The 20,743-nt window shown below is 70.3% G+C and carries 20 protein-coding genes; 4 read left to right on the top strand and 16 right to left on the bottom strand.

The window, feature by feature from the left end; translation table 11 throughout:
• The first annotated feature begins 47 nt into the window (after nt 1–47).
• Entirely contained in the window at nt 48–1,250 is a 1,203-nt protein-coding gene (locus ABZ795_RS14985; RefSeq protein ID WP_357530763.1) for an arginine deiminase, read from the top strand.
• Nucleotides 1,251–1,279: 29 nt separating this feature from the next.
• Here ABZ795_RS14985 and ABZ795_RS14980 read toward each other — a convergent pair whose 3' ends face one another.
• From ABZ795_RS14980 to ABZ795_RS14925, 12 genes are all read right to left on the bottom strand, one after another.
• Nucleotides 1,280–2,164 carry a DUF5926 family protein gene (locus ABZ795_RS14980; RefSeq protein ID WP_327023578.1) on the bottom strand — a complete coding sequence of 295 codons (885 nt, stop codon included), beginning with the start codon at nt 2,162–2,164 and terminating at the stop codon, nt 1,280–1,282.
• 69 nt (nt 2,165–2,233) lie between these two features.
• Nucleotides 2,234–2,647 (bottom strand): ATP-binding protein, encoded by a 414-nt coding sequence (locus tag ABZ795_RS14975; protein ID WP_357530762.1) that lies wholly within the window; start codon nt 2,645–2,647, stop codon nt 2,234–2,236.
• A 67-nt stretch (nt 2,648–2,714) separates the two neighbouring features.
• Nucleotides 2,715–3,956 (bottom strand): HAMP domain-containing sensor histidine kinase, encoded by a 1,242-nt coding sequence (locus ABZ795_RS14970; RefSeq protein ID WP_357530730.1) that lies wholly within the window; start codon nt 3,954–3,956, stop codon nt 2,715–2,717.
• A gap of 49 nt (nt 3,957–4,005) precedes the next feature.
• Nucleotides 4,006–4,797: a glycerophosphodiester phosphodiesterase family protein gene (locus ABZ795_RS14965; RefSeq protein WP_357530729.1), complete on the bottom strand. Its 792-nt coding sequence runs from the start codon at nt 4,795–4,797 to the stop codon at nt 4,006–4,008.
• Nucleotides 4,798–4,808: 11 nt separating this feature from the next.
• Complete coding sequence (locus ABZ795_RS14960) at nt 4,809–5,144, bottom strand: rhodanese-like domain-containing protein (RefSeq protein ID WP_357530728.1); 336 nt, start codon at nt 5,142–5,144, stop codon at nt 4,809–4,811.
• 48 nt (nt 5,145–5,192) lie between these two features.
• Complete coding sequence (locus tag ABZ795_RS14955) at nt 5,193–6,131, bottom strand: LCP family protein (protein ID WP_357530761.1); 939 nt, start codon at nt 6,129–6,131, stop codon at nt 5,193–5,195.
• 198 nt (nt 6,132–6,329) lie between these two features.
• On the bottom strand, nt 6,330–7,508 hold the full coding sequence (locus ABZ795_RS14950; RefSeq protein WP_357530727.1) for an LCP family protein: 1,179 nt from the start codon (nt 7,506–7,508) through the stop codon (nt 6,330–6,332).
• Nucleotides 7,509–7,711: 203 nt separating this feature from the next.
• Nucleotides 7,712–8,965: an LCP family protein gene (locus tag ABZ795_RS14945; protein WP_357530726.1), complete on the bottom strand. Its 1,254-nt coding sequence runs from the start codon at nt 8,963–8,965 to the stop codon at nt 7,712–7,714.
• A gap of 66 nt (nt 8,966–9,031) precedes the next feature.
• Nucleotides 9,032–10,006, bottom strand: coding sequence for an NAD-dependent epimerase/dehydratase family protein (locus ABZ795_RS14940; protein WP_357530725.1), 975 nt, complete (start codon nt 10,004–10,006; stop codon nt 9,032–9,034).
• A 73-nt stretch (nt 10,007–10,079) separates the two neighbouring features.
• The gene (locus tag ABZ795_RS14935; RefSeq protein WP_357530724.1) at nt 10,080–11,756 is read right to left on the bottom strand and encodes a cation acetate symporter; all 1,677 of its coding nucleotides are present in this window, start codon (nt 11,754–11,756) and stop codon (nt 10,080–10,082) included.
• Nucleotides 11,753–12,106, bottom strand: a complete 354-nt coding sequence (locus tag ABZ795_RS14930) for a DUF485 domain-containing protein (RefSeq protein WP_357530723.1) — start codon at nt 12,104–12,106, stop codon at nt 11,753–11,755. The genes ABZ795_RS14935 and ABZ795_RS14930 overlap by 4 nt, the downstream gene beginning before the upstream one ends.
• A 186-nt stretch (nt 12,107–12,292) precedes the next feature.
• On the bottom strand, nt 12,293–12,988 hold the full coding sequence (locus ABZ795_RS14925) for a flavin reductase family protein (protein ID WP_357530760.1): 696 nt from the start codon (nt 12,986–12,988) through the stop codon (nt 12,293–12,295).
• Between the two features lie 463 nt (nt 12,989–13,451).
• Between ABZ795_RS14925 and ABZ795_RS14920 the strand changes: the two genes are divergently transcribed.
• The 3 genes from ABZ795_RS14920 (at nt 13,452) to ABZ795_RS14910 (ending at nt 15,740) form a co-directional block, all read left to right on the top strand.
• Nucleotides 13,452–14,237, top strand: coding sequence for a helix-turn-helix transcriptional regulator (locus tag ABZ795_RS14920; RefSeq protein WP_327027357.1), 786 nt, complete (start codon nt 13,452–13,454; stop codon nt 14,235–14,237).
• Nucleotides 14,234–14,440: a DUF397 domain-containing protein gene (locus tag ABZ795_RS14915; protein WP_357530722.1), complete on the top strand. Its 207-nt coding sequence runs from the start codon at nt 14,234–14,236 to the stop codon at nt 14,438–14,440. Before ABZ795_RS14920 ends, ABZ795_RS14915 begins: the two co-directional genes overlap by 4 nt.
• 367 nt (nt 14,441–14,807) lie before the next feature.
• The gene (locus ABZ795_RS14910; protein WP_357530721.1) at nt 14,808–15,740 is read left to right on the top strand and encodes a hypothetical protein; all 933 of its coding nucleotides are present in this window, start codon (nt 14,808–14,810) and stop codon (nt 15,738–15,740) included.
• Nucleotides 15,741–15,820: 80 nt separating this feature from the next.
• On the opposite strand, the gene ABZ795_RS14905 is transcribed toward ABZ795_RS14910, so the two are convergent.
• The 4 genes from ABZ795_RS14905 to ABZ795_RS14890 form a co-directional block, all read right to left on the bottom strand.
• Nucleotides 15,821–17,512, bottom strand: a complete 1,692-nt coding sequence (locus ABZ795_RS14905; RefSeq protein WP_357530720.1) for an ABC transporter permease — start codon at nt 17,510–17,512, stop codon at nt 15,821–15,823.
• Nucleotides 17,497–18,261: an ABC transporter ATP-binding protein gene (locus ABZ795_RS14900; protein WP_357530719.1), complete on the bottom strand. Its 765-nt coding sequence runs from the start codon at nt 18,259–18,261 to the stop codon at nt 17,497–17,499. The genes ABZ795_RS14905 and ABZ795_RS14900 overlap by 16 nt, the downstream gene beginning before the upstream one ends.
• Before the next feature lie 143 nt (nt 18,262–18,404).
• Nucleotides 18,405–20,045 (bottom strand): cation acetate symporter, encoded by a 1,641-nt coding sequence (locus tag ABZ795_RS14895; RefSeq protein WP_357530718.1) that lies wholly within the window; start codon nt 20,043–20,045, stop codon nt 18,405–18,407.
• Nucleotide 20,046: 1 nt separating this feature from the next.
• The gene (locus ABZ795_RS14890) at nt 20,047–20,529 is read right to left on the bottom strand and encodes a DUF485 domain-containing protein (RefSeq protein WP_357530717.1); all 483 of its coding nucleotides are present in this window, start codon (nt 20,527–20,529) and stop codon (nt 20,047–20,049) included.
• Nucleotides 20,530–20,743 lie beyond the last annotated feature (214 nt).

Below are 20,743 nucleotides of genomic sequence, written 5' to 3'. Positions count from 1 at the left end.
CTCACAGCCTTTTTCCCGGATGCCGCCAAACCCTGTCCTACGCTGCGATTGTGACCCACTACGTGGACAGTGAGGTCGGTCGACTGAGCACGGTGCTGTTGCACCGTCCGGGGCCGGAACTCGCCCGGCTGACCCCGCGCAACAACGACTCCCTGTTGTTCGACGCGATTCCGTGGGTGGGGCGGGCCCAGGAGGAGCACGACGCCTTCGCCGACGCCCTGCGCCTGCGCGGCGTGGAGGTGCTCTATCTCACCGATCTGCTAACCGAGACCTTGGCGGTGGCGGACGCCCGGGACGAACTCACCGAACAGGTGCTCGCCTCGCCCCGGCTCGGTGACACCCTGCGGGCCCGCGTCGCCGCCCACCTGTCCTACCTCGATCCGGCCGCCCTGGCCGGGGTCCTCGTGGCCGGGCTGGCCCACGAGGAGTTGAAGATCGGCCGGGACCGTCCGGGCGGGCTGGTCTACACCCTGATGGACCGGCACGACTTCGTCATCGATCCGCTGCCCAACCTGCTGTTCACCCGGGACTCCTCGCTGTGGATCCGCGACCGGGTAGGGGTGACCAGCCTGGCCATGCCGGCCCGGCGGCGGGAGACCACCCTGACGGACGCGATCTACCGACACCATCCCCGGTTCGCCAACACGGAGTTCGTCTACCGGCCCGATCTGGAGCATCTGGAGGGCGGCGACGTCCTGCTGCTGGCCCCCGGGGTGCTGGCCGTCGGGGTCGGCGAGCGGACCACCCCGGCGGGTGCCGAACGGCTGGCCCGACAGGTCTTCGCCGCCGACCTGGCCCACACCATCCTCGTCGTCCCGATCACTCAGGAACGGGCGACCATGCATCTGGACACCATCTGCACGATGGTCGACGTGGACGCGGTGCTGATGTACCCGAACGTCGCCGCCTCGCTGTCGGCGTACACCGTGATCGCCGGCGCCGACGGCGACCCCCCGCGGGTCGACGGCCCGGCGCCCTTCCTGCGGGCGGCGGCCGACGCGATGGACCTGGACCAACTTCGGGTGATCGACACCGGTCTGGACCCGGTCACCGCCGAGCGGGAACAGTGGGACGACGGCAACAACACCCTGGCCCTGGCCCCCCGGCTCTGCGTCGGCTACGAACGCAACATCGAGACGAACGCGCAGTTGGAACGGGCCGGCATCGAGTTGATTCCGATCGCCGGCTCCGAACTGGGCTCCGGCCGGGGTGGCCCCCGCTGCATGTCCTGCCCCCTGCTGCGGGGGTGAGCGGGGCCGCAGGGGCCCCGCGCAACACCTCAGCGCAGGGTGAGCTGACGCCCGAGCAGTCCCTGCCGGGACCGGCGGGCCGCCGCGTCCAGGGGCCCGGCCTCGGCGAGCGCCGCAGCGTACCGCTTGGCGAACTCGGCGACCGGCTCCTCCCACTCCTCGGCCGGGGCAGTGTCGGGCAGGTCCCAGACCGGTACGAGTCGCCCGTGCGCCCGGAACATGCCCGCGAACTTGGTCGACTCACCCAGGGTCAGCGAGCCGGCCGCACTCAGCCGCGCCAGAGCGTCCAGGGCGGCCTCCTCGTCCTCCGGCAGCACCCAGCGCACATGCGCCTTCTCCGGCACCCGGCACCAGTACGCGGCCGGCGCGGCGGCCAGGCGTACGGTCGGGTAGATCGCCGCGTTGGCCCGCTCCAGCGAGGCCTGCACGGTCGGGTCGTCGACGGCCTCCGGAACCAGCCAGAACTCGAAACCCTCGTGCAGGGTGATCTCCAGCGGGCCGTCGACCAGGATGTCCTGCAGGCGGGGCCCGGGACCGGGCAGGGGCGGCACGGTGACCGGGGCACCCGGTTCCGTCCGCAGCGCGCAGAGCAGCGACTCGGCGAGATCCCGGGACACGTCACCGGACTGCTGGTGCCGCTGGAGCCCGATGAAGACCCGCCCGTCCTGCCGGCTCATCGCCGGTGCGGCCATCGGCAGCACGGTGGCCAGGGTGACCGGACGATCGCCGTACTCCTCGGCCACCTCCGGAGTGAGGCGCAGCGGCGCGGAGGCCGCGGGCACCAGCTCGCGCAGGGCGATCCACTCCGGCTCGTCGGTCAGCCCCTCGAAGGGACGGGGGACGAAGACGTCGCGTACCCGCTCCCGCTTGACGCTCGGAGTGGCTGCCCGCTGGTTCTTTCGACGCTTGCTCACGGCGAGACAGCCTAGAGGCCCGAGCGGCCCGGCGTGGGCCGGACCCACCCCGCCACCCCGGCGGGCCCCTCAGCCGGCGGCGACCAGAGGGGTACGCGCCGGCGCGGGATCGAAGTCGGCCCAGACGCTCTGCCCCAGGCCGTCCCGTTCCACCCCCCACCGGCTGGACAGTCCGGAGACGATGTGCAGCCCACGACCGTCGGCCGCGCCCAGGTCGGCGGGGCGGAGCTGCGGACCGCAGGCGGCCCCGCCGTCGGTGACCTGAAGCCGGACCTGGTTCCCCTCGGTCGTGCCGCGCAGCCGCCAGGACACCCGGACCACCCCGCCGGGCAGGGGGTCGGCATGTCGGACGGCGTTGCCCACCAACTCGGCCAGGACCGCCACCAGGTCGGCCAGGACCGCCGGAGTCACCACCTCGGCCAACTCGGTGGCGAGTCGTTGCCGGGCGATCCGTGCCCCGGTGGCGTGGTGGGGCACCACCACACACCATGCTCGTTCGACCGCTGCCGTCGACACCTCTGCCCCTCTTCCGAGCCCTGAATCCCGCCGTTCACCTGCGGGGCAGTCGCACTTCCGCGACCGTACCCCCACCTGTTCTCGGTTGAAGGAATACCCAGCCATTCTGTTGTTCAACGATCCGGCGGACGAGATAGAGCCCCAGACCGGTGCCGGGATAGCGGCGCCGGTCCCCGGAGTCGCCCTGCCAGAACCGGTCGAAGGCGCGTTCGACGTGCTCAGGGCGTACGCCGATGCCCCGGTCGCTGACCCGGAGATTGACCGTACGGGCGTCGGCCGAGGCGCTGATTTCGATCGGCGAGCCGGGGGGTGAGTACTTTCCGGCGTTGGTGACCAGTTCGGTGAGCACGGTGGCCAGGCTCTGCCGGTGCCCGACCGCCCGGGGCAGCTCGGTCGGCACCTCCACGCTGGCGCGGCGGCGCAGGTCGGTGGGCAGGTCGGCGATCGCCGCCCGGAGGGTCTCGCCGAAGTCGAAGGGCGTCGGCGGGCCGTCCCCCGGCCACACCTCCGCGGCGGAGGAGAGCAGCCGGTCCAGCAGTCGGGCCAGCTCGTTGGCCCGCTGCCGGATGACCCGGGCGGCCTGGCGCCGGTCGGCCTCGCTCAGCGAGTCCCAGTGGTCGCTGAGGGTGTCGGCGTACCCCTTGATGACGGTGACCGGGGTACGCAGCTCGTGACTGGTGACCGCGACGAAGAGGTCACGTTCCTTCTCGGGGTCCTCCTGGTCGTCGGGATCATCGACGGCGGGGCCGTCCGTGACCGCCGGGGCGTCACCGTGCACCGGCAGGCCGTTCTGGTCGCCGTACAGGTGGGCGATGCAGCTGCCGAGATAGGCGATGACCCCCCGTTGTTCCGTGCTGGGCTCCTCGCGACCGGCCTGGTAGAGGGCGTGCAGGCTGCCGACGGTGTGCCCGCCGAGCTCCGCCCGGGACACCACCATCCGCCGCAGGCCCCGGTCGGCCAGTTGCCGGGCCAGATCGTTGGTCAGATGGTCGGTGCGTACGCACCGCACCCGGGGCCCGGCCAGCAGGCAGGCGGTGGCCGGGTCGTTGGCCGGCAGGGGCCAGCCCAGGGTCCACTCGGCGGCGCCGGTGGCGGCGATCACCCGCCCGCCGTTCGGCGCGAACTCCACGAACGCCATGCCTGCGGCCCCGAGTGTCGGCTCGGCCATCCGCAGCAGGCGGGTCAGAACCGGCAGGCCGGCGTCACCGGAGTTGATCATTTCGATGATGGCGGTGTGTCCGGCGATGAGGGCGGAGTAGTCGGTGGAGTCCGGCATGACCCCGAGTGTGCACCGCCCCCAGCCCTCCTGGGCACCCCCGAGTGGCTCACCGGGTCAGTCGGGCCAGGGTGTGGGCCGGACGATCGGTGATCACCCCGTCCACCCCGGCCGCCAGCACCAGGTCGAGATCGTCCGGCTCGTTGACCGTCCAGACGTAGACCTGGTTGCCGGCCGCCCGCAGGGCCGGCACCAGCATCGGGCGGGCCCGCACCAGCCCGATGCCCGGACCGGCGATGCCGGCGCCGAAGGGCAGGCGACCCAGCCGCAGCCAGCGCGGCAGCACGTCCAGCAGCAGCACGGTCGGCAGGGCGGGGGCCAGCGCCCGGATCCGGCGTACGGCCAGCGGGGAGAAGGACATCACCGTCACCTGTACCGGGGTGTGCGGGCGCGGTTCGGCCAGGCCGTACCGGCGCAGTAGGTCGACCAGTCGACGTTCGACCTCCCCGCCGTGGCGGGAGGGGTGCTTGGTCTCCACCAGCAGCCGTACCGGTCGACCGGCGGCGAGGACCGCCTCCAGCAGCCGTTCCAGGGTGAGCAGCCGGGTGTGCGAGGCGTCGAGCATCTCGGCGCCGTCCGGCGGTACGCAGCCCGGGTGCCAGGAGCCGAAGTCCAACGCCTCCAACTCGGCGAGGGTACGGGTGCTGACCGGTCCCCGGCCGTTGCTGGTCCGGTCCAACCGGCGGTCGTGTACGCAGACCAGGTGCCCGTCGCGGGTCAGCCGGACATCGCACTCCAGCCCGTCGGCGCCCTCCTCGAGCGCCCGCAGGTAGGCGGCGAGGGTGTGCTCCGGCAGGTCGTAGGAGGCGCCGCGGTGCGCGAATACGAGGGGTGCGCCCATCGGGGTTCCGCCTACAGGACCCGGCCCGGCTGTCCATCGCTGGCCACCACCGGCCGCCCGGCGCCGGCCCAGTCGCCCATTCCACCGGCCACGTTGCGCACCTGGTCCCACCCGTTGCGCATCAGGTAGGTCACTACCTGGGCGGAACGTCCGCCGGAGCGGCAGATGACCGCCACCTCGCGGTCGGTCGGCACCTCGGCGATGCGGGCCGGCAACTCCATCATCGGCAGGTGATGCGCCTGCGGCGCGTGGCCGGCGGCCCACTCGTCGTCCTCGCGTACGTCGAGCAGGTAGGTGTCGTCGGTGATCTCGGAAACGGTCACTGTGGGTATCTGGGATCCGAACACGGGTACCAAGGGTAGATCCCCGGCGGACCGGACGCCGCCGAACGGTCCTCAGAGGGTGGTCACCCAGCGCGGATGGTCGCCGGCCCACTGTGGCATCCGGGTGCCGCGTACCGCCTCGAACAGCCCTTCGCCCCCGTTGTCGAGCGTGACGTAGGAGACCTGGTCGATGGTCTGCGGGTACGAGGGCACCTGCACCCCGCGCAGCCCGTCGGTGGACAGCCCGCGCAGCGCGAGCAGCAGATCCTCCACCGGAACCCCGTTGGTGTCCACCGTCAACGACTCCCCGACCGCCTGGATGAGCTGGTGCACCTGGAGGGGGTTGCTGCGGATCCGGGTCTGCCCGGCCCGTTCCAGCATCGCCCCCAGGAGTTGCTGCTGGTGGGTCTGCCGGTCGTAGTCGCCACCGGGAAGGTCGTAGCGCTGGCGTACGTAGTCGAGGGCCTGGGCGCCGTCCATCCGCTGGCAGCCGGGCGAGAAGACCCGGTCGGTGTGGATCGAGCGCACCTCGGTGCGTACGCACATCTCCACCCCGTCCAGCAGGTCGATGACGCGGCGCAGCCCGGCGAAGTCGACCACGGCGGCACCGTCGAAGCGGATGCCGGTGAGCCGGTTCAGGGTGGTGGAGAGCAGTCGGGCCCCGGAGGTCCCGCCTCCGCCGTACTCGTAAGCGCTGTTGATCTTGTCTTCGCCCCCCGGCCAGCCGGTGCCGGGCGGGATGGTGACCAGCAGATCGCGCGGCACGGAGACGAGGTAGCCCTCCCGCAGCCCGGCGGGGATGTGCACGATCAGGATGGTGTCCGTGCGTTGCTCCGGGCCGGTGTCCCCGGGCCGCCGGTCCGATCCGACCAGCAGGTAGTTCAGGGGCCCGTCCAGGTCGGTGCGGTCGGTGCGGGCGGAGGGGTCCAGCAACTGCTCGTGGGCGATGGTGCGGGTGTACCGGTCGGTGAGCACCCGCAGGCCGACCACGGCGACCGCCGCCACCAGCACCGCCACCAGCCCGATACCGAGCAGTACGCGGGCCCACCGCGGGTGCCGGGAACCCTGCCCCGGCGACCGCCTCCCGCCGCCACCCGTCCGACTGGCCGTGACGCCCCTCCCCTCAGCTCAACATGAACCCTTCTCATGTCAGGCTAGGAGAGAATCACGCAGGGTGACCGGGGTTTTCGCTCATCCGCCGCCGACCGGTCACTTCCGGTTGGAGATCACCTCGGGGTTGTAGAACACGAACTCGGCCAGCTTGTCCTGCCGGATCGCCCGGAACATGTCCAGGGTCTGCTCGTCCAGGGTCTCGTTGCCGCTGCCCGTGGCGTTGTAGGTGCCGCCGTTGGTCTTCAGCATGATCAGCTCGTTGCCGGTGACCCCCCGCATGGTGAAGACGAAGTCCTCCACGGAGACACCGCCGGTGTCGAGGATGAAGGCCTTGCCCGCCGCCTTGATCAGCTCGTTCAGCTTGATCGGGTTCGTCAGGGTGCCGTTCTGGCTGGCCTTCTTGGCCATCGCCTTGATCAGCTGCTGCTGGTTCTGCTGGCGGTCGTAGTCGCTGTTGGCCAGGCCGTAGCGCTGCCGGGAGAAGTCCAGCGCGGCCCAGCCCTCCATCTCCTGGCAGCCCTTCTTGTGCACCACCGGAGTACGCGGCTTACCGGTCTTCTTGGCGTCCGCGTTCCACATCGGCTTGCCGTCGACGTACGACATGTGGATGGACTCGATGTCCTGCTTGGGGCAGATCCGCACCGAGCCCAGGGCATCGATGATGTTCTTGAAGCCGCCGAAGTTGATGATCGCCGCCCCGTCGAAACTGACGCCGGTCATGTTCTTGATCGTCTGGGCCATCAACTGGGCGCCGCCCTCCCAGCCGCCACCGTTGCTGGCACCGGCCTGGAACGCCCCGTTGATCTTGCCGACCCCACCCGGGTAGCCGGTCTTGGCAAAGGCGGGGATCCGCGCCTCGGTGTCCCGGGGAATGGAGATCAGGTACGCCTGGTCATGGGTGGCCGGGATGTGCAGCACGATGATGCTGTCCGCCCGCACGTCGTCGGCGGCCCAGCGCTCCCGGGCGTCCACGCCGAGCAGGAGCATGTCGATCGGGCCCTTGAGGTCGGACCCGCCCTCCGCCAGGGTCTTCCCCGCGCCGCCGACCAGGTTGCGCTGGGTGATGTTGCCGGTGGCCTGGCTGATCATCGCCTTGCTGCCGACGATGGCGACACCGCTGGTCATCATCAACGCGGCTCCGGCCACCACGGTCAGTCGGGCCCAGAGGGGATCCTTGCGCCGTGGACGCCCCTTCTTCCCGGCCTTACCTGACCGGCTCTTCTTACCCCCGGACGGCGGCCGTGGGGTGGCAGCCGCATGAGGTGGTTCGAGCAAGGCGGAACCGTGAACCGACATGCACGCTCCAGCTTTTGTGTAGCAAAGGGGGCGGAGACACTTTACGTACGCATACCCGCCGATGCGAGTCCTTGTGACGGCCAGTTACCGTTCTCCGCCGCGTCATCCTCGCGAAATGGCCGAACGGCCAGATTCAAATGGACGATCAGCGGTTGGCTCTCAGGAAGTGCTCAGTGATCACGTCAGCCGTTGCCGCTGGTCGACGGCTTGTTGGCCCGCATCCAGTCGGCCATCGTGTCGGCGGACATCGCACGGTACATGGTCAGGGCCTTCTCCCGGTCGGAGACCACCACGGACTCACCGTTGATGTTCTGGCTGCCCAGGTGCGGGCTGGTGACGAAGGTGAGGTTCTCTCCCCGCAGGTTACGGAACTGAAGGGCCATGTCGGTCAGGGAGAAGCCGTTGTCGACCGTCACCGCGTCGGTCACCGACCGGAGGAAGGCGTTGAGCTTCTTCGGGTTGGTCAAGGTGCCCGTGCTAGCGGCCTTGTCCATCAGGGCGCGCAGGAACTCCTGCTGGTGGCGCATCCGGGCGAAGTCGCCGTCCGGGAACTGCTTGCGCTGACGGATCCAGTCCAGGGCCTCGGAGCCGTTCATGTGGTTGGTGCCCTTGGTGAACTTCCGGTACGGCTTGTGGATCGAGGTGATGGTCTGCTCCACCTCCAGCTCCACTCCGCCCAGGGCGTCGGTGACCTGCTTGAAGCCACCGAAGTCGATCGCCATGACGTGATCGATGTGCACGTCGGTGAAGCACTCGACCGTGCGTACCGCCAACGGCAACCCGCCGAAGGCGAAGGCGGCATTGATCTTGCGGCGCTGGCCGGTGCCGCAGTCCGCCCCGGCGCTCTCCGGAATCGGCACGTACAGGTCCCGGGGGATGGAGACCAGGTACGCCTTCTGATGGTCGGAGGGGATGTGCATGACAATGACGGTGTCGGCCCGCCACTCACCGGCCTGATCCATCGGGGCGTCCGGATCCCGCGAGTCCGTGCCCACCATCAGGATGTTCAGCGCACCGTCCACGGCCTTCGCCGGCCGACCGGCGGTGAGCTCCGAGAAGGGGTCGGTCCGGGCCATGTTGTTGTCCAGGCTGCGGGCGTAGAACCAGGCCCCGGTGCCACCGATCAGGGCCAGCACCAGCACGGCGATGCCGGCCACCAGGGCGATGCGCCGCCAGTGCGGCCGGCGCCTGCGGGGCCGACCACCCCCCGGTCCGCCCGGTCCGCCCGGTCCGTTCGGCCCACCGGGCCCACCGGGCCCACCTGGGCCTCCCGGACCGCCCGACAACACCGGCTCCTCGTCGTAGCCGGGGCGCCACCTGGTGGTGTCGGCCACCCGGGCGGTACGCCCACCTCGACCAGGGCCGGGCACCGCCGCGCGCCCGGCGCTGCGGTGCAGGTACGGGAGCCGGAGAACGGCGAGGCTGGTCGCTGACATGTAACTCAGGGTACGCAGCCCTAGCCACTGTCGCCCTGCGTCGAACCTCGCGTCGGGTCGGCGCGATCAGCCCAACTGCTGCCGGAAGTGGTCAATCGTGCGGCGCAGACCCACCTCCGGGGTGATGGTCGGCTCGTAGCCGAGCAGCTCCCGGGCGAGGGTGAGATCGGGTCTGCGCATCTCCGGATCGTCCGAGCTGCGGGTGACGTAGGTCACCTCGGACCTGCTGTCACAGAGCGACACGATCGTCTCGGCCAGCTCCCGCATGCTCATCTCGTGCTCGGTGCCGCAGTTCACCGGCCCGCTCTCGGTCGAGTCGAGCAACAGCAGGATGCCCCGGACCAGATCCGCCACGTAGCAGATGGAGCGGGTCTGGTTGCCGGTGCCGTGCACCGTGATCGGCTCATTCCGCAGCGCCTGCGAGATGAAGGTCGGGATGGCCCGCCCGTCGTCCGGCCGCATCCGCGGACCGTAGGTGTTGAAGATCCGTACGATCGCGGTGTCCAGCCCACGGCTGCGCCGGTACGCCGAGGTGGCGGCCTCGGAGAAGCGTTTGGCCTCGTCGTACACGCTGCGGATGCCGATCGGGTTGACGTTGCCCCAGTAGGTCTCCCGCTGCGGGTGCTCCTTGGGGTCGCCGTACGCCTCGGAGGTGGAGGCCAGCAGGAACCGGGCGCCGTCGGCCACCGCCCGGTCCAGCAGGTGCAGGGTGGCCACCGAGCCCACCCGCAGGATCTCCACCGGCAGCTTCTCGAAGTCGGTAGGGCTGGCCGGTGAGGCCATGTGCAGGATCGCGTCGAACCGCTCCGCCAGCGCGGGATGATCCGGCAACCCGTCGGAGACGTCCGCCTCGACCAGGGTGAAGGTCGGCGTGTCGAGCAGATGGGCCACGTTGTCCTTGGAGCCGGTGACGAAGTTGTCCACCGCGACCACCGTGCAGCCCCGAGCGACCAACGCGTCCACCAGATGCGAGGGCACGAAGCCGGCACCGCCGGTGACCAAAACCCGGTGACCGGGACCGAAACGCTGCTCAACCTTCATACCAAGAGCCTAAAGGAGGGGCCCCCTGTTAACGCCTCGCGTGGTACAGGGGGCCCCTTTTAACAGGTGCAGGTCAGTGTGCACCGGCTCCGGTCAGGGAGCGCACCTCCAGTTCGGCGTACTTCTCCTCGTCGCTCTCCTTCGAGATCACCGTGCCGATCCAGCCGCAGAGAAAGCCGAACGGGATCGACAGGATGCCCGGGTTGGACAGCGGGAACCACTGCCAGTCGTGGTCCGGGAACATCGCCGTGGGGGCACCGGAGACCACCGGCGAGAAGAACACCAGCACCACGGCCGCCAGCAGACCACCGTAGATCGCCCAGACCGCTCCGGAGGTGTTGAACCGCTTCCAGAACAGGCTGTAAAGGATCGCCGGCAGGTTGCCGGAGGCGGCCACCGCGAAGGCCAGCGCCACCAGGAAGGCCACGTTCAGGTTCTGCGCGTAGATCGACAGGGCGATGGAGACCGCGCCGATCACCAGGGCGGAGATCCGGGCGACCCGTACCTCCTGCCGCTCCGAGGCGGTCCCCCGCTTGACGACATTGGCGTAGAAGTCGTGCGCCAGGCTGGAGGAGGAGGCCAGGGTCAGACCCGCTACCACGGCCAGGATGGTGGCGAAGGCGACCGCCGCGATGATCGCCAGCAGTGCCGCACCGCCCAGGTCGCCGCCGAAGAAGTCGATCCCCAGGGCCTCGGCCAACTGTGGTGCGGCGGTGTTGCCGGCCCGGTCCTGTTCCCGGATGGCCTCCCCACCGACCAGCGCCGCCGCCCCGAAGCCCAGGGCCAGGGTGAGCAGGTAGAACGAGCCGATGATGCCGATCGCCCAGAGCACGCTCTTGCGGGCCGCCTTGGCCGTCGGGACGGTGTAGAAGCGGATCAGGATGTGCGGCAGGCCGGCGGTGCCGAGCACCAGGGCGATACCTAGGGAGAGCAGGTCGACCTTGTTGTAGAAGGTCTGGGTGGCGTTGCCGGCGACCTCGACCCCGTACCGCAGACCGGGTTCCAGGAAGGCGGTGCCCTGCCCGGAACTCGCCGCCGCGTCACCGAGCAGCGAGGAGAGGTTGAACTTGTACTTCGCCAGCACCAGCAGGGTCATCAACAGGGCGCCACCCATGAGCAGGAACGCCTTGACGATCTGCACGTAGGTGGTGCCCTTCATGCCACCCACCGTGACATAAATGATCATGAGGGCGCCGACCATGATGATGGTCGCCACCTTGGCGGTGTCCGCGTCCATGCCCAGGAAGGTGGTGCCCGGCCGGATGCCGAGCAGCAGCGCCACCAGGGCCCCCGCGCCGACCATCTGGGCCAGCAGGTAGAAGATCGACACGGTGATGGTGGAGACCGCCGCGGCCGTACGCACCGGACGCTGCCGCATCCGGAAGGCCAGCACATCGGCCATCGTGTACCGGCCGGAGTTGCGCAGCAGCTCCGCTACCAGCAGCAGGGCCACCAGCCAGGCCACCAGGAAGCCGATGGAGTAGAGGAAACCGTCGTACCCGTACAGGGCGATGATGCCGGCGATGCCCAGGAAGGACGCGGCGGACATGTAGTCGCCGCCGATCGCCATGCCGTTCTGGAAACCGGAGAAGGACCGGCCGCCGGCGTAGAAGTCGGTGGCGGTCTTGGTCTGCCGGCTGGCCCAGATCGTGATGGCCAGGGTGGCGGCCACGAAGGCCAGGAACAGCACGATGGTCAGGTTGCGGGCGGTCGTGCTGCCCGCCTCGGCCGCGAGGATCGTCGTCGTCACGAGTCACCCCCGGTGATTTCGTCGCGGATCTTGTCGGCCACCGGGTCGATCTTCCGGTCGGCGTACCGGGAGTAGAGCCAGGCGATGAGGAAGGTGGAGACGAACTGGAGCAGGCCGAAGACCAGCGCCACGTTGATGTTGCTGCCGAACAGTCGCGTGCCCATGAAGTCTCGCGCGTACGCGGAGAGGATCACGTAGAGCGCGTACCACAGGAAGAACGCGATCGTCATCGGGAAGACGAAGCCCCGCAGGGCACGGCGTAACCCGGCGAATTCGTCCGACCGTTGGACCGCGAGGTATCGCTGCGGATCCGACTCGGTCGGCGCGGTAGCGGGTGTGTCCGTGGACATTTGATCACCACCTTCACAGGCGTCAGGAGTTTCGCGCACGCTAGAAAGCGCACTCCCCGCTCGAAAAGGGGCGATATGCGTACCGGTCGACGACTGCGCCGAACGGCTCCACTGCTGCGCCCAGTGACCGGGGTCACTCCGCTGACCGGTAGCGGCTCGGCGCTGCCGATCGGCCCGGCGGGCAGCTTAGCTCAGCTCGCGATAGCGGCCTCGGTGGTGCAGCAGCGGCTCGCCGCCATCCTCGGTCAGCTCCACCCGTTCGATGGTCGCCTCGACCAGCAGGCTCCAGCCGTACTCCCGGGCGTCGTCCAGCCGGCACCCGGCCCAGCCGCCGCCGACGGGCACCGGCCCGTACGGCGTATCCGTCCAGGAGTCGAGGGCGAACAGGCCGCCGGGGGACGGGAACAGGCCCGCGAACCGGTCGGCCAACTGCCGGTGGGTCGGCCGAAGCGGCGCCACCGCGAACCGCCCGGCCTCCTCGACCGCCGCCCAGAGGTCCGACTCCGCGTCGATCAGGCCGAGTAACCGGCCCGGCTCACCGTCGGCCACCAGCGTCGAGGAGACCGTCAGACCGGCCGGTCCGGGCGCCGTCCACAGCGTCACCGGCGCGGGCAGCCGACCCCGCAACTGGCGTACGGGAGAACGCTGGCCGGCCGGCACGGCGAAGGGGTCGGTGTGGTGGATCTGGGCACCCGGCTCTGGATTCACGTGAAACATTGTGACCCGCTCGGCTGCTCCGCGAGCCCGTGCCCAGCCCACGAACCGCTCGTACAGCTCGGGTCGGCGGCCCTGACCGCCAAGCTGGGCCAGCTGGTCAGCGGCCTCCACCATGAGGGAGCCGAGGTACACCAGCAGCGAGGTGCGGTCCTCGCGATACTCGATCAGCAGCCGCAGCCGGGCCGGCTGGCAGGGCCAGAGGGCCCCACACCCCTGACAGCGCCAGAGCGGACGCATCGGCAGATGCGACACCCGCCGGGTCACCTGGTGGCCGCCGAGCAGCAGCCGTACCGCCCGACGGTGCCGCGAGGACGTTGCGGCACCCCGCGCCGACCCGCGCGGGAGACGGTGTGGCCGCCGGGCCCACCCGGGCGGGAGACGGCGGGCCGACCCGTCCGCGAGGTGGCGTGGCCGCTGAGTGGGTTGGATCGCACTGGTGCCTCCTTAGCTTCGAGGGCCGCCCCGGTCGGGGGGAGTGACCGAGGCGGCCCGACGCAGGACCGGCCGCCGGGATCGTCGCCTCCACCAGCCGGGCCGCGTGTTTCCACCCTGGACTCCCCGTCCGGTTCAGGGGAGGATGCCAGCGGTTACTACCCAGCGCATTCGCGTACTTACCGAATGGGTGAGCATGAACTTCGAGATGTGGATCAAAGCGTTGAAGGCGGCGCGGGCCGCTGCCGGCGTCTCCCAGGAAGGGCTGGCGGCCCTGATCAAGTGGAGCCCATCGCTGATCGCCGCCATCGAGACCGGTCGCCGTCGACCGACCATGGAGTTCGCGGTCGCCTCCGACCAGGCCCTGCACACCGACGGTCTCCTCGCCGAACTCCTCAAGGAGGCCGACCGGGAACGCGGACCTTCCTGGTTCGCCGCCTGGCGCGGCTACGAGCAGGAGGCGACCCGGTTGCGCGCCTTCGAACCCTGCCTGGTGCCCGGACTGCTGCAAACCGAGGAGTACGCCCGAGCCGTGATCTCGGCCGGTGGGCTGCACCAGCCCGCCATGGTCGAGGAGTTGGTGGCCGTCCGAATGGAACGCCAACATCTGCTGCACCGGGCTGATCCACCCCAGTGTGTGTTCCTGGTCGACGAGACCGCGGTACGCCGACCGGTCGGTGGGCCCGAGGTGCTCGACGCCCAACTCGGCCGCCTGCTGGAGGTCACCGAACTGCCGTACGTCCGGCTGCATGTCGTCCCCCTCAGCGTCGGCTCGCACGTCGGACTCACCGGTGGGTTCGTGCTGGTCGAACTCTCCGACGGTGAGGAGGCGATCTACCTGGAGAATGCCGCCCGGGGACACGTCATGAACGACCCGGAGGTGATCCGTCTGATCGGCCGGAAGTGGGATAGCCTGCTCGGCGAAGCACTGTCCACAAACGCCTCGCTTGACCTGCTCCGAAAGCTGAAGGTGACGTCATGACTGCTGCCGAACCCCGCTGGCGCACGGCAACCCGTTCGGGCGACACCGGTGGCAACTGCGTGGAAGTGGCGGACAACCTTCCGGGGATGGTGCTGGTGCGGGACAGCAAGGACCGACCCGGGCCGGCGTTGACCTTCACCCCGACCGCCTGGCGCTCATTCCTCACCCTGGCCCGCGAAACACCGCTGACCCCCAGCTCCTGACTCGCGAGGACATTGCTCCCGCCCCGCCGAGTCAGGCAGCGCCTCCCGCTCAGCGCGGCGTCTGCCGCTCAGCGCGGTCTGCTGCTCCAGTGCGGCGTCTGTCACTCGCAAGATCACGCTCGATGTGGGATCGAGTGGTCTCGTCTTAGCCGAAAGCCACTCGATCCCACATCGAGCGTGATCTTGCGGCGGGGTTACGGTCCTGTGCGAGCACAAGCGGGCACGATGGGCATGAATGCGCACGAACGAGCAGGTTCGAGCAGGTGCGGGCCTTCGAGTGGGGGCGACCTCGCAGGGGCGTGAGCGCAACATTGGGGGTTATCCACAGGGGCAGCGCGGGGGGTGGTTGAGCTGTCACCGTCTGGTCATGTCCCGATCGCCTCGTCGGCCGCCGCAGTTGCGGGGGCGTGTCTTCCGTGGTTCACACGCGATCTCGCGTGGCCTGCTCACTCGCAACGATCTTCGTAGTTCCGCCTGGCGGCCCCTCTTCCGCGACGTCTACGCCGATGCCCAGTTGGCGGTCACCCACCGCATCCGGTGCACCGCCGCAGGCAGGTGGCTCATCCCGGCGGGTGCCGCGATCGCCGGTCGATCCGCCGCGGTGCTCCACGGGTGCGCCCACACCACCTTCGACGACACCGTCGAGGTCCTCGTCCCACGGGGCAGGTCCGCTGGTCCCGCCGCTGGGCTGCGGGTGCATCGCGGGCCGGTCGACGACGGGGACATAGTCGATCGGGCGGGCACCCCGGTCACCTCCCCCGAGCGCACCTGCTGGGATGTGGCCAGCTGGCTGGACCTGGTGGAGGCGGTGGTGGTCATCGACGCTCTGCTGGCCAGCGGGCTCACCGAGGTGTCGACCCTGCGGGGGTACGCGCTCGCTCGGGTGGGCCGCCGGGGCTGGCGGGCGATGCTGCGGGCGGTCGACCTGGCGGATGCCGGTGCCGAATCGCCGCAGGAGTCCCGCACCCGGGTACGGCTCGTGCTGGCCGGGTTGCCGCGACCGCGTACCCAATGGGTGGTGTCGGTCCACGGGCGGTTCCTCGCCCGTCTAGATCTCGCCTGGCCGGAGTATCGGGTGGCGGTCGAGTACGACGGCCGCTGGCATGACGACCCAGGGCAGTTCGACGCGGATCGCCGCAGGCTAAACCGGCTGGTCGGCAGCGACTGGATCGTCGTGCACCTGACGGCGAAGCGCCTCCGTGAGGACTTCTACGGCTTCCTCGCCGAGGTACGGGCCGCCCTGCGCTCCCGGGGCCACCGCCCGGGTACGTCCCGCCTCCCCGAGCAACCCGCCCCCTGACCCGCGACCGCGCCCCCCGCCCCGCGCCCGAGCCCTGCGCCCTGCGCCCGAGCCCCGCGCCCGCGACCGGCTGCGGATCGTCAGCGGCGTGGGGTGACTGCCGACAGCAGTTCGGGCAGGCGGCGGTCGAGAGCGTCGCCGGCCAGGTAGGAGCCGAGCAGGGCCGCGCCGACGCCGTAGAGGATGCCCAGCGGCAGGCCCAGCCAGAGCCAGGCGTCGCCGAGCAGGGCGGCGGCGATCACCGTGGGTACGCCGGTCGCGGCGGTGGCGACCATGGCCAGCAGAGCCAGCAGACTCTTGGTCACCCCGGCGCCGCTGTTCATCGCGAAGGGGTTGCTCGTCTCCGGCAGCGAGTAGGCGGCGAGCACGGAGACGAACGAGTTGACCGCCAACCCGGCGCCGAAGGTGGCGAACAGGGTGCCGGCCATGAACCCCATCCAGGTCGGCTCGCCCAGGACCAACGCCATCACCACGGCCACGAACGCCAGCATGGGCAGCACGTAGAGCGAGAAGGCGGCCATCCGGGCCCGCAACTCCAGGCGGCCGGGGATGCCGGCGATCACATTGGCCGCGTACGCGCTGCCGTCGAAGCCGAACTGGTTGGCCAGGGTCATCGCGGCCAGCAGCCCGACGAAGAGCATGGAGAGGCTGACCAGCACCGGTGAGGTGTCGGTGGTGAAGTCGAAGCCCTGCTCACTGTCGATGGTGAAGCCCTGCCCACCCACGTTGACCATCAACGGCACGAAGAGGCCGACCACCGCGATGGTGATCAGGTTGGCCCGTCGCCGGGCATCGCGCCACCAGTAGCGGGCCTCCCGGGCGACCAGTGCGCCGAAGCGGTCCCGGGGCAGCCAGTCGGCGATCCGGGGGAACAGTGCTGCCACCGCGCCGCCGCTGACCTCCGGCTTGCTTCGGGCCGGGCCGCTGCTCGCCGCCCCCACCATCGCCGACTCCAACGACCGCGACCACCAGACCAGCAGCGCGGCGATGGTCACGGCGGTGATCAGGAGCTTCACCGGGGCCGCCCAGACCCGGCCCTGGGCGACATCGATGCCGACCGTCCAGGGTGCGCCGAAGGGGGTCCAGCCGACCACGGTCGCCACACCGGCGAGTCGATCCCAGTCGGCGTCCCGGAGCGCGGCCAGCCCGGCGAGCTGCAACGGACCGAGCAGGGCGGCGGCCACCGCGAGCAGGACCGCGGCCAGGTCGCGTACCCGGCGGGAGCGCAGCATGGTGGCGAAGGCACTCGTCACCGCCCGGGCGGCGGCCACACAGAGCAGCATCCCCAGGATCACTCCCAGGGCGGCCACCACGGCGGCGGACCAGCCACCGAACACCCCGGCGTTGACCACCAGAGCACTGAGGGCCAGCAGTACGGCGATGGTGGGCACGCTCACCAGGGCCGCCGTGAACAAGCCGGTGACCAGGGTCCGTCTGGGCAGCGGCAACAACGCGAACCGGGCCGGGTCCAGGGTCTCGTCGACACCGAAGAAGACCAAGGGCAGCAGCAGCCAGCCGAGCACCGTCAGGCCACCGGCGAAGGCGGCGACCAGCAGGGCGTACCGGTCGTCACCGGCGAACGCGGGTGTCGCCAGACCGAAGAAGGCGCCGACCGCGATCCAGAACCCGACCAGGGCACCGATCACGAACAGCACGGCCCGCCAGGCTTGGCCCCGGAAGTTGTTGGCCATCACCCGCAGCTTGAGCCGGACGAAGTGCCGCGCCTTGATCGGGCGTGCCCGGCTGGCCGGTTCGGTCACCGGGACAGCCACGACAGCTCCTCACCGGTCGCCGTACGCCCGCCGACCACCTCGACGAAGACCTCCTCCAGCGAGCGCTGTCCGCGTACCTCCTCCAGGGTCCCTACCCGCTTGATGGTGCCCTCGGCGAGGATCGCCACGTGCGAACAGAGGCGCTCCACGACCTCCATGACATGACTGGAGAAGATCACCGTCCCGCCCCCGGTGACGTACCGCTGGAGGATGTCGCGGATCAGCGCCGCGGAGACCGGATCGACCGCCTCGAAGGGCTCGTCCAGCACCAGCAGCCGGGGCCCGTGCAACAGGGCGCAGGCCAGGCCGATCTTCTTCTTCATGCCGGCCGAGTAGTCCACCACCAGGGTGCGGCCGGCGTCGGCCAGGGCGAGCACGTCGAGCAGCTCTGCGGCGCGCTGGTCGACCACCGCCGGGTCCATCCCCCGCAGCAACCCGTGGTACGCCAGCAGTTCGGCGCCGCTGAGCCGGTCGAACAGCCGTACGCCGTCGGGCATCACACCGAACAGCCGTTTCGCCTCGACCGGATCGGCCCACACGTCGCGCCCGAGCACCCAGGCGCTGCCGTGGTCCGGCCGCAGCAGCCCGACGGCCATCGACAGAGTGGTGGTCTTTCCCGCGCCGTTGGGGCCGAGCAGCCCGTAGAACGAACCGGCCGGTACGTCCAGATTCACCCCGGCCACGGCGACCTTGCCGTCGAACTGTTTGGCCAGGCCACGGAGCGCCAACGCAGGGTACTCGCCAGTCATGTGACAGACCGTATCCGGTGGCGGCCAGCGCTCCCTGAGCCACCAGGCTGAGCTTGACTCATCCCACAGTCGTAGGCGTCATCCGCTGCGAGCGTTAATAAGGGCACCTTGCTCTACACGAGGCGTTAACAAGGTGCCCCTCCTTACAGCCGGAGGCTGTCCGGGGCGTGTAGGCGGAGCATGGTGCGGCCGACGTCGGTGGGGGTACGGCCACGGGTGGCCAGGGAGACCGCGACCATCACCGTGAAGGCCAGCGGCACCGTCCAGGCGGCCGGCTGCCCGGTCAGGGTGGCCGGCCAGCCGCTCAACGGCGGCCCGAGCACGGTGATCAGCACCGCCGACACCGCAGCACCGCCACCGACCAGGATCCCGGCGGCGGCCCCCGCGTCGGTGAGCCCGCGCCACCAGATGCCGAGCACCAGCAGCGGGCAGAAACTGGAGGCGGCGACGGCGAAGGCCAGCCCGACCACCTGGGAGACGTCCAGCCCGGAGACGTTCAGGGCGAGGATCAGGGGCACCCCGCCGGCGATCAGGGTGGCCAGCCGGAAGCCACGCACCGAACCCCGACCGAGCACATCCGTGGAGATCACTCCGGCGACGCTGGTCAGCAGCCCGGAAGAGGTGGACAGGAAGGCCGCGAAGGCCCCGGCGGCGACCAGGGCGGCCAGCAGCCGACCGGTGGTCCCGGCGCCGAGGGCCGCCTCGGGCAGCAGCACCACCACCGCGTCGGTCTGACCGCTGACCAGCAGTTGTGGGGTGTAGATCCGACCCAGCACCCCGTAGATGGTGGGCAGCAGATAGAAGACCCCGACCAGGGCCAGCACCACGAGGGTCGTCCGGCGGGCCGCGGCGCCGTCCGGGTTGGTGTAGAAGCGGACCAGTACGTGCGGCAGCCCCATGGTGCCCAGGAAGGTGGCCAGGATCAGGGAGTACGTGGCGAACAGTCCCCGGTCGTCCGAACCGGCCGTGCTGGGCAGCAACCAGTCGGTCGCGCTGGTGGCCACCCCGGAGACCTCCGGCACCGGCTCGCCCGCCGCGAAGGTCAACTCGTCGCCGGGGCGTACCTCCCGGGTCTGCCCGTCCGGCAGGGTGAGCACCGCGCGGTGCTCGACCACGACGGTGGTCGCGGTCCGGAAGGTCGGCCCGTCGGGTGGGGTCACCGCCGGCCGCCCGTCGGCCTGCCACTGCAACGCCAGGAAGATCGCGGGTACGGCCAGCGCGGTCAGCTTCAGCCAGTACTGGAACGCCTGCACGAAGGTGATCGCCCGCATCCCGCCGAGCGCGACATTGGCGGTCACCACCAGGGCGACCACCAGAGCCCCCACCGGGTACGGGGAACCGGCCAGGGTGGCCAACGTCAGCCCGGCCCCCTGCAACTGGGGCACCAGATAGAGCCAGCCGATGAAGATCACGAATACGGTGGCCAGGGTGCGCAGCCGGCGGGAGCCCAGCCGCAGTTCGCAGAAGTCGGGCAGGGTGAAGGCGCCGGAGCGGCGCAGGGGGGCGGCGACGAACAGCAGCAGGGCCAGATAGCCGGCCGCGAAGCCGACCGGGTACCAGAGCACGTCCACGCCGTACTTGAGGATCAGCCCGGCCACCCCGAGGAAGCTGGCCGCCGACAGGTACTCCCCGCCGATGGCCGCCGCGTTCCAGGTAGGGCTGACCACCCGGGAGGCGACCAGGAAGTCGGAGGTGGTGCGGGCCAACCGCAACCCGTAGAAGCCGATCCCGACGGTGACCAGGGTGACCGCCACGATCGCCGGTACGACGAGTCCGTTGCCCACCTCAGCGCTCCGGCCGCTGGACCAGGTCGGCGAAGTCCTGCTCGTTGCGTTCGGCCAACCGCACATAGGTCCAGCCGACCGCCACCAGGAAGGGGAAGGAGAGCACCCCGAGCAGCAGCCACGGCAGGTTGATCCCCAGCACGGTCGTCCCGCCGACCGAGGGGGCGACGGCGAAGAGCAGCGGCAACCCGCCCAGCCCCACCATGACCACCGCCGACAGTTGCAGCGCCAGGGCCAACTGGGCGCGGACCAGACCGTGGATCAGCGCCTCGCCGACCCGGGTCTGCTGGGTCAACTCGGTACGGGCACCCCCGCTGCGCTGCCGCCGCCGGGACACCTCGGCCAACACCACCCGCGTACGCCTCGGCGGCGAGGATGCCGGCTGTTCAGCCGACCCTTGCTCCCCGCCGGCCGGGCGCTGCTCAGGTGCCCGCCGGTCCGGCTCGGTTCGGCGGGGTGCCGGCACGGGATCCTCGGCGGCCATTCACGGGAGTCTGGTCCGCTCACCGAGATTGTCAAGAGCCCTGTGGGCAACCTGTGGATAACCCTCCAACCCTGTGGAAAACCCCGTGGAAAACTCCCACCCAGGCAGCCCCGCAACCCACCCTGACCCCGTTGATCATGAGGTTAGCGGCGTCAGGGAGATCAACTTCGCCGTCAACCTCATGATCAACGGGGCGAGGGTCAGGGCGAGGTGG

The sequence above is a fragment of the Micromonospora sp. NPDC047134 genome (assembly GCF_040643455.1).
GTDB lineage: Bacteria > Actinomycetota > Actinomycetes > Mycobacteriales > Micromonosporaceae > Micromonospora.
Note: the sequence above shows the minus strand (reverse complement) of the source record. Positions and strands in the feature narration are given on the sequence as shown.

Coding starts and splice junctions, on each gene's coding strand:
- ABZ795_RS14930 (WP_357530723.1), bottom strand. CDS start 12,106: ATGTCCACGGACACACCCGCTACCGCGCCGACCGAGTCGGATCCGCAG.
- ABZ795_RS14890 (WP_357530717.1), bottom strand. CDS start 20,529: ATGGCCGCCGAGGATCCCGTGCCGGCACCCCGCCGAACCGAGCCGGAC.
- ABZ795_RS14970 (WP_357530730.1), bottom strand. CDS start 3,956: ATGCCGGACTCCACCGACTACTCCGCCCTCATCGCCGGACACACCGCC.
- ABZ795_RS14940 (WP_357530725.1), bottom strand. CDS start 10,006: ATGAAGGTTGAGCAGCGTTTCGGTCCCGGTCACCGGGTTTTGGTCACC.
- ABZ795_RS14920 (WP_327027357.1), top strand. CDS start 13,452: ATGAACTTCGAGATGTGGATCAAAGCGTTGAAGGCGGCGCGGGCCGCT.
- ABZ795_RS14915 (WP_357530722.1), top strand. CDS start 14,234: ATGACTGCTGCCGAACCCCGCTGGCGCACGGCAACCCGTTCGGGCGAC.
- ABZ795_RS14910 (WP_357530721.1), top strand. CDS start 14,808: ATGTCCCGATCGCCTCGTCGGCCGCCGCAGTTGCGGGGGCGTGTCTTC.
- ABZ795_RS14900 (WP_357530719.1), bottom strand. CDS start 18,261: ATGACTGGCGAGTACCCTGCGTTGGCGCTCCGTGGCCTGGCCAAACAG.
- ABZ795_RS14965 (WP_357530729.1), bottom strand. CDS start 4,797: ATGGGCGCACCCCTCGTATTCGCGCACCGCGGCGCCTCCTACGACCTG.
- ABZ795_RS14945 (WP_357530726.1), bottom strand. CDS start 8,965: ATGTCAGCGACCAGCCTCGCCGTTCTCCGGCTCCCGTACCTGCACCGC.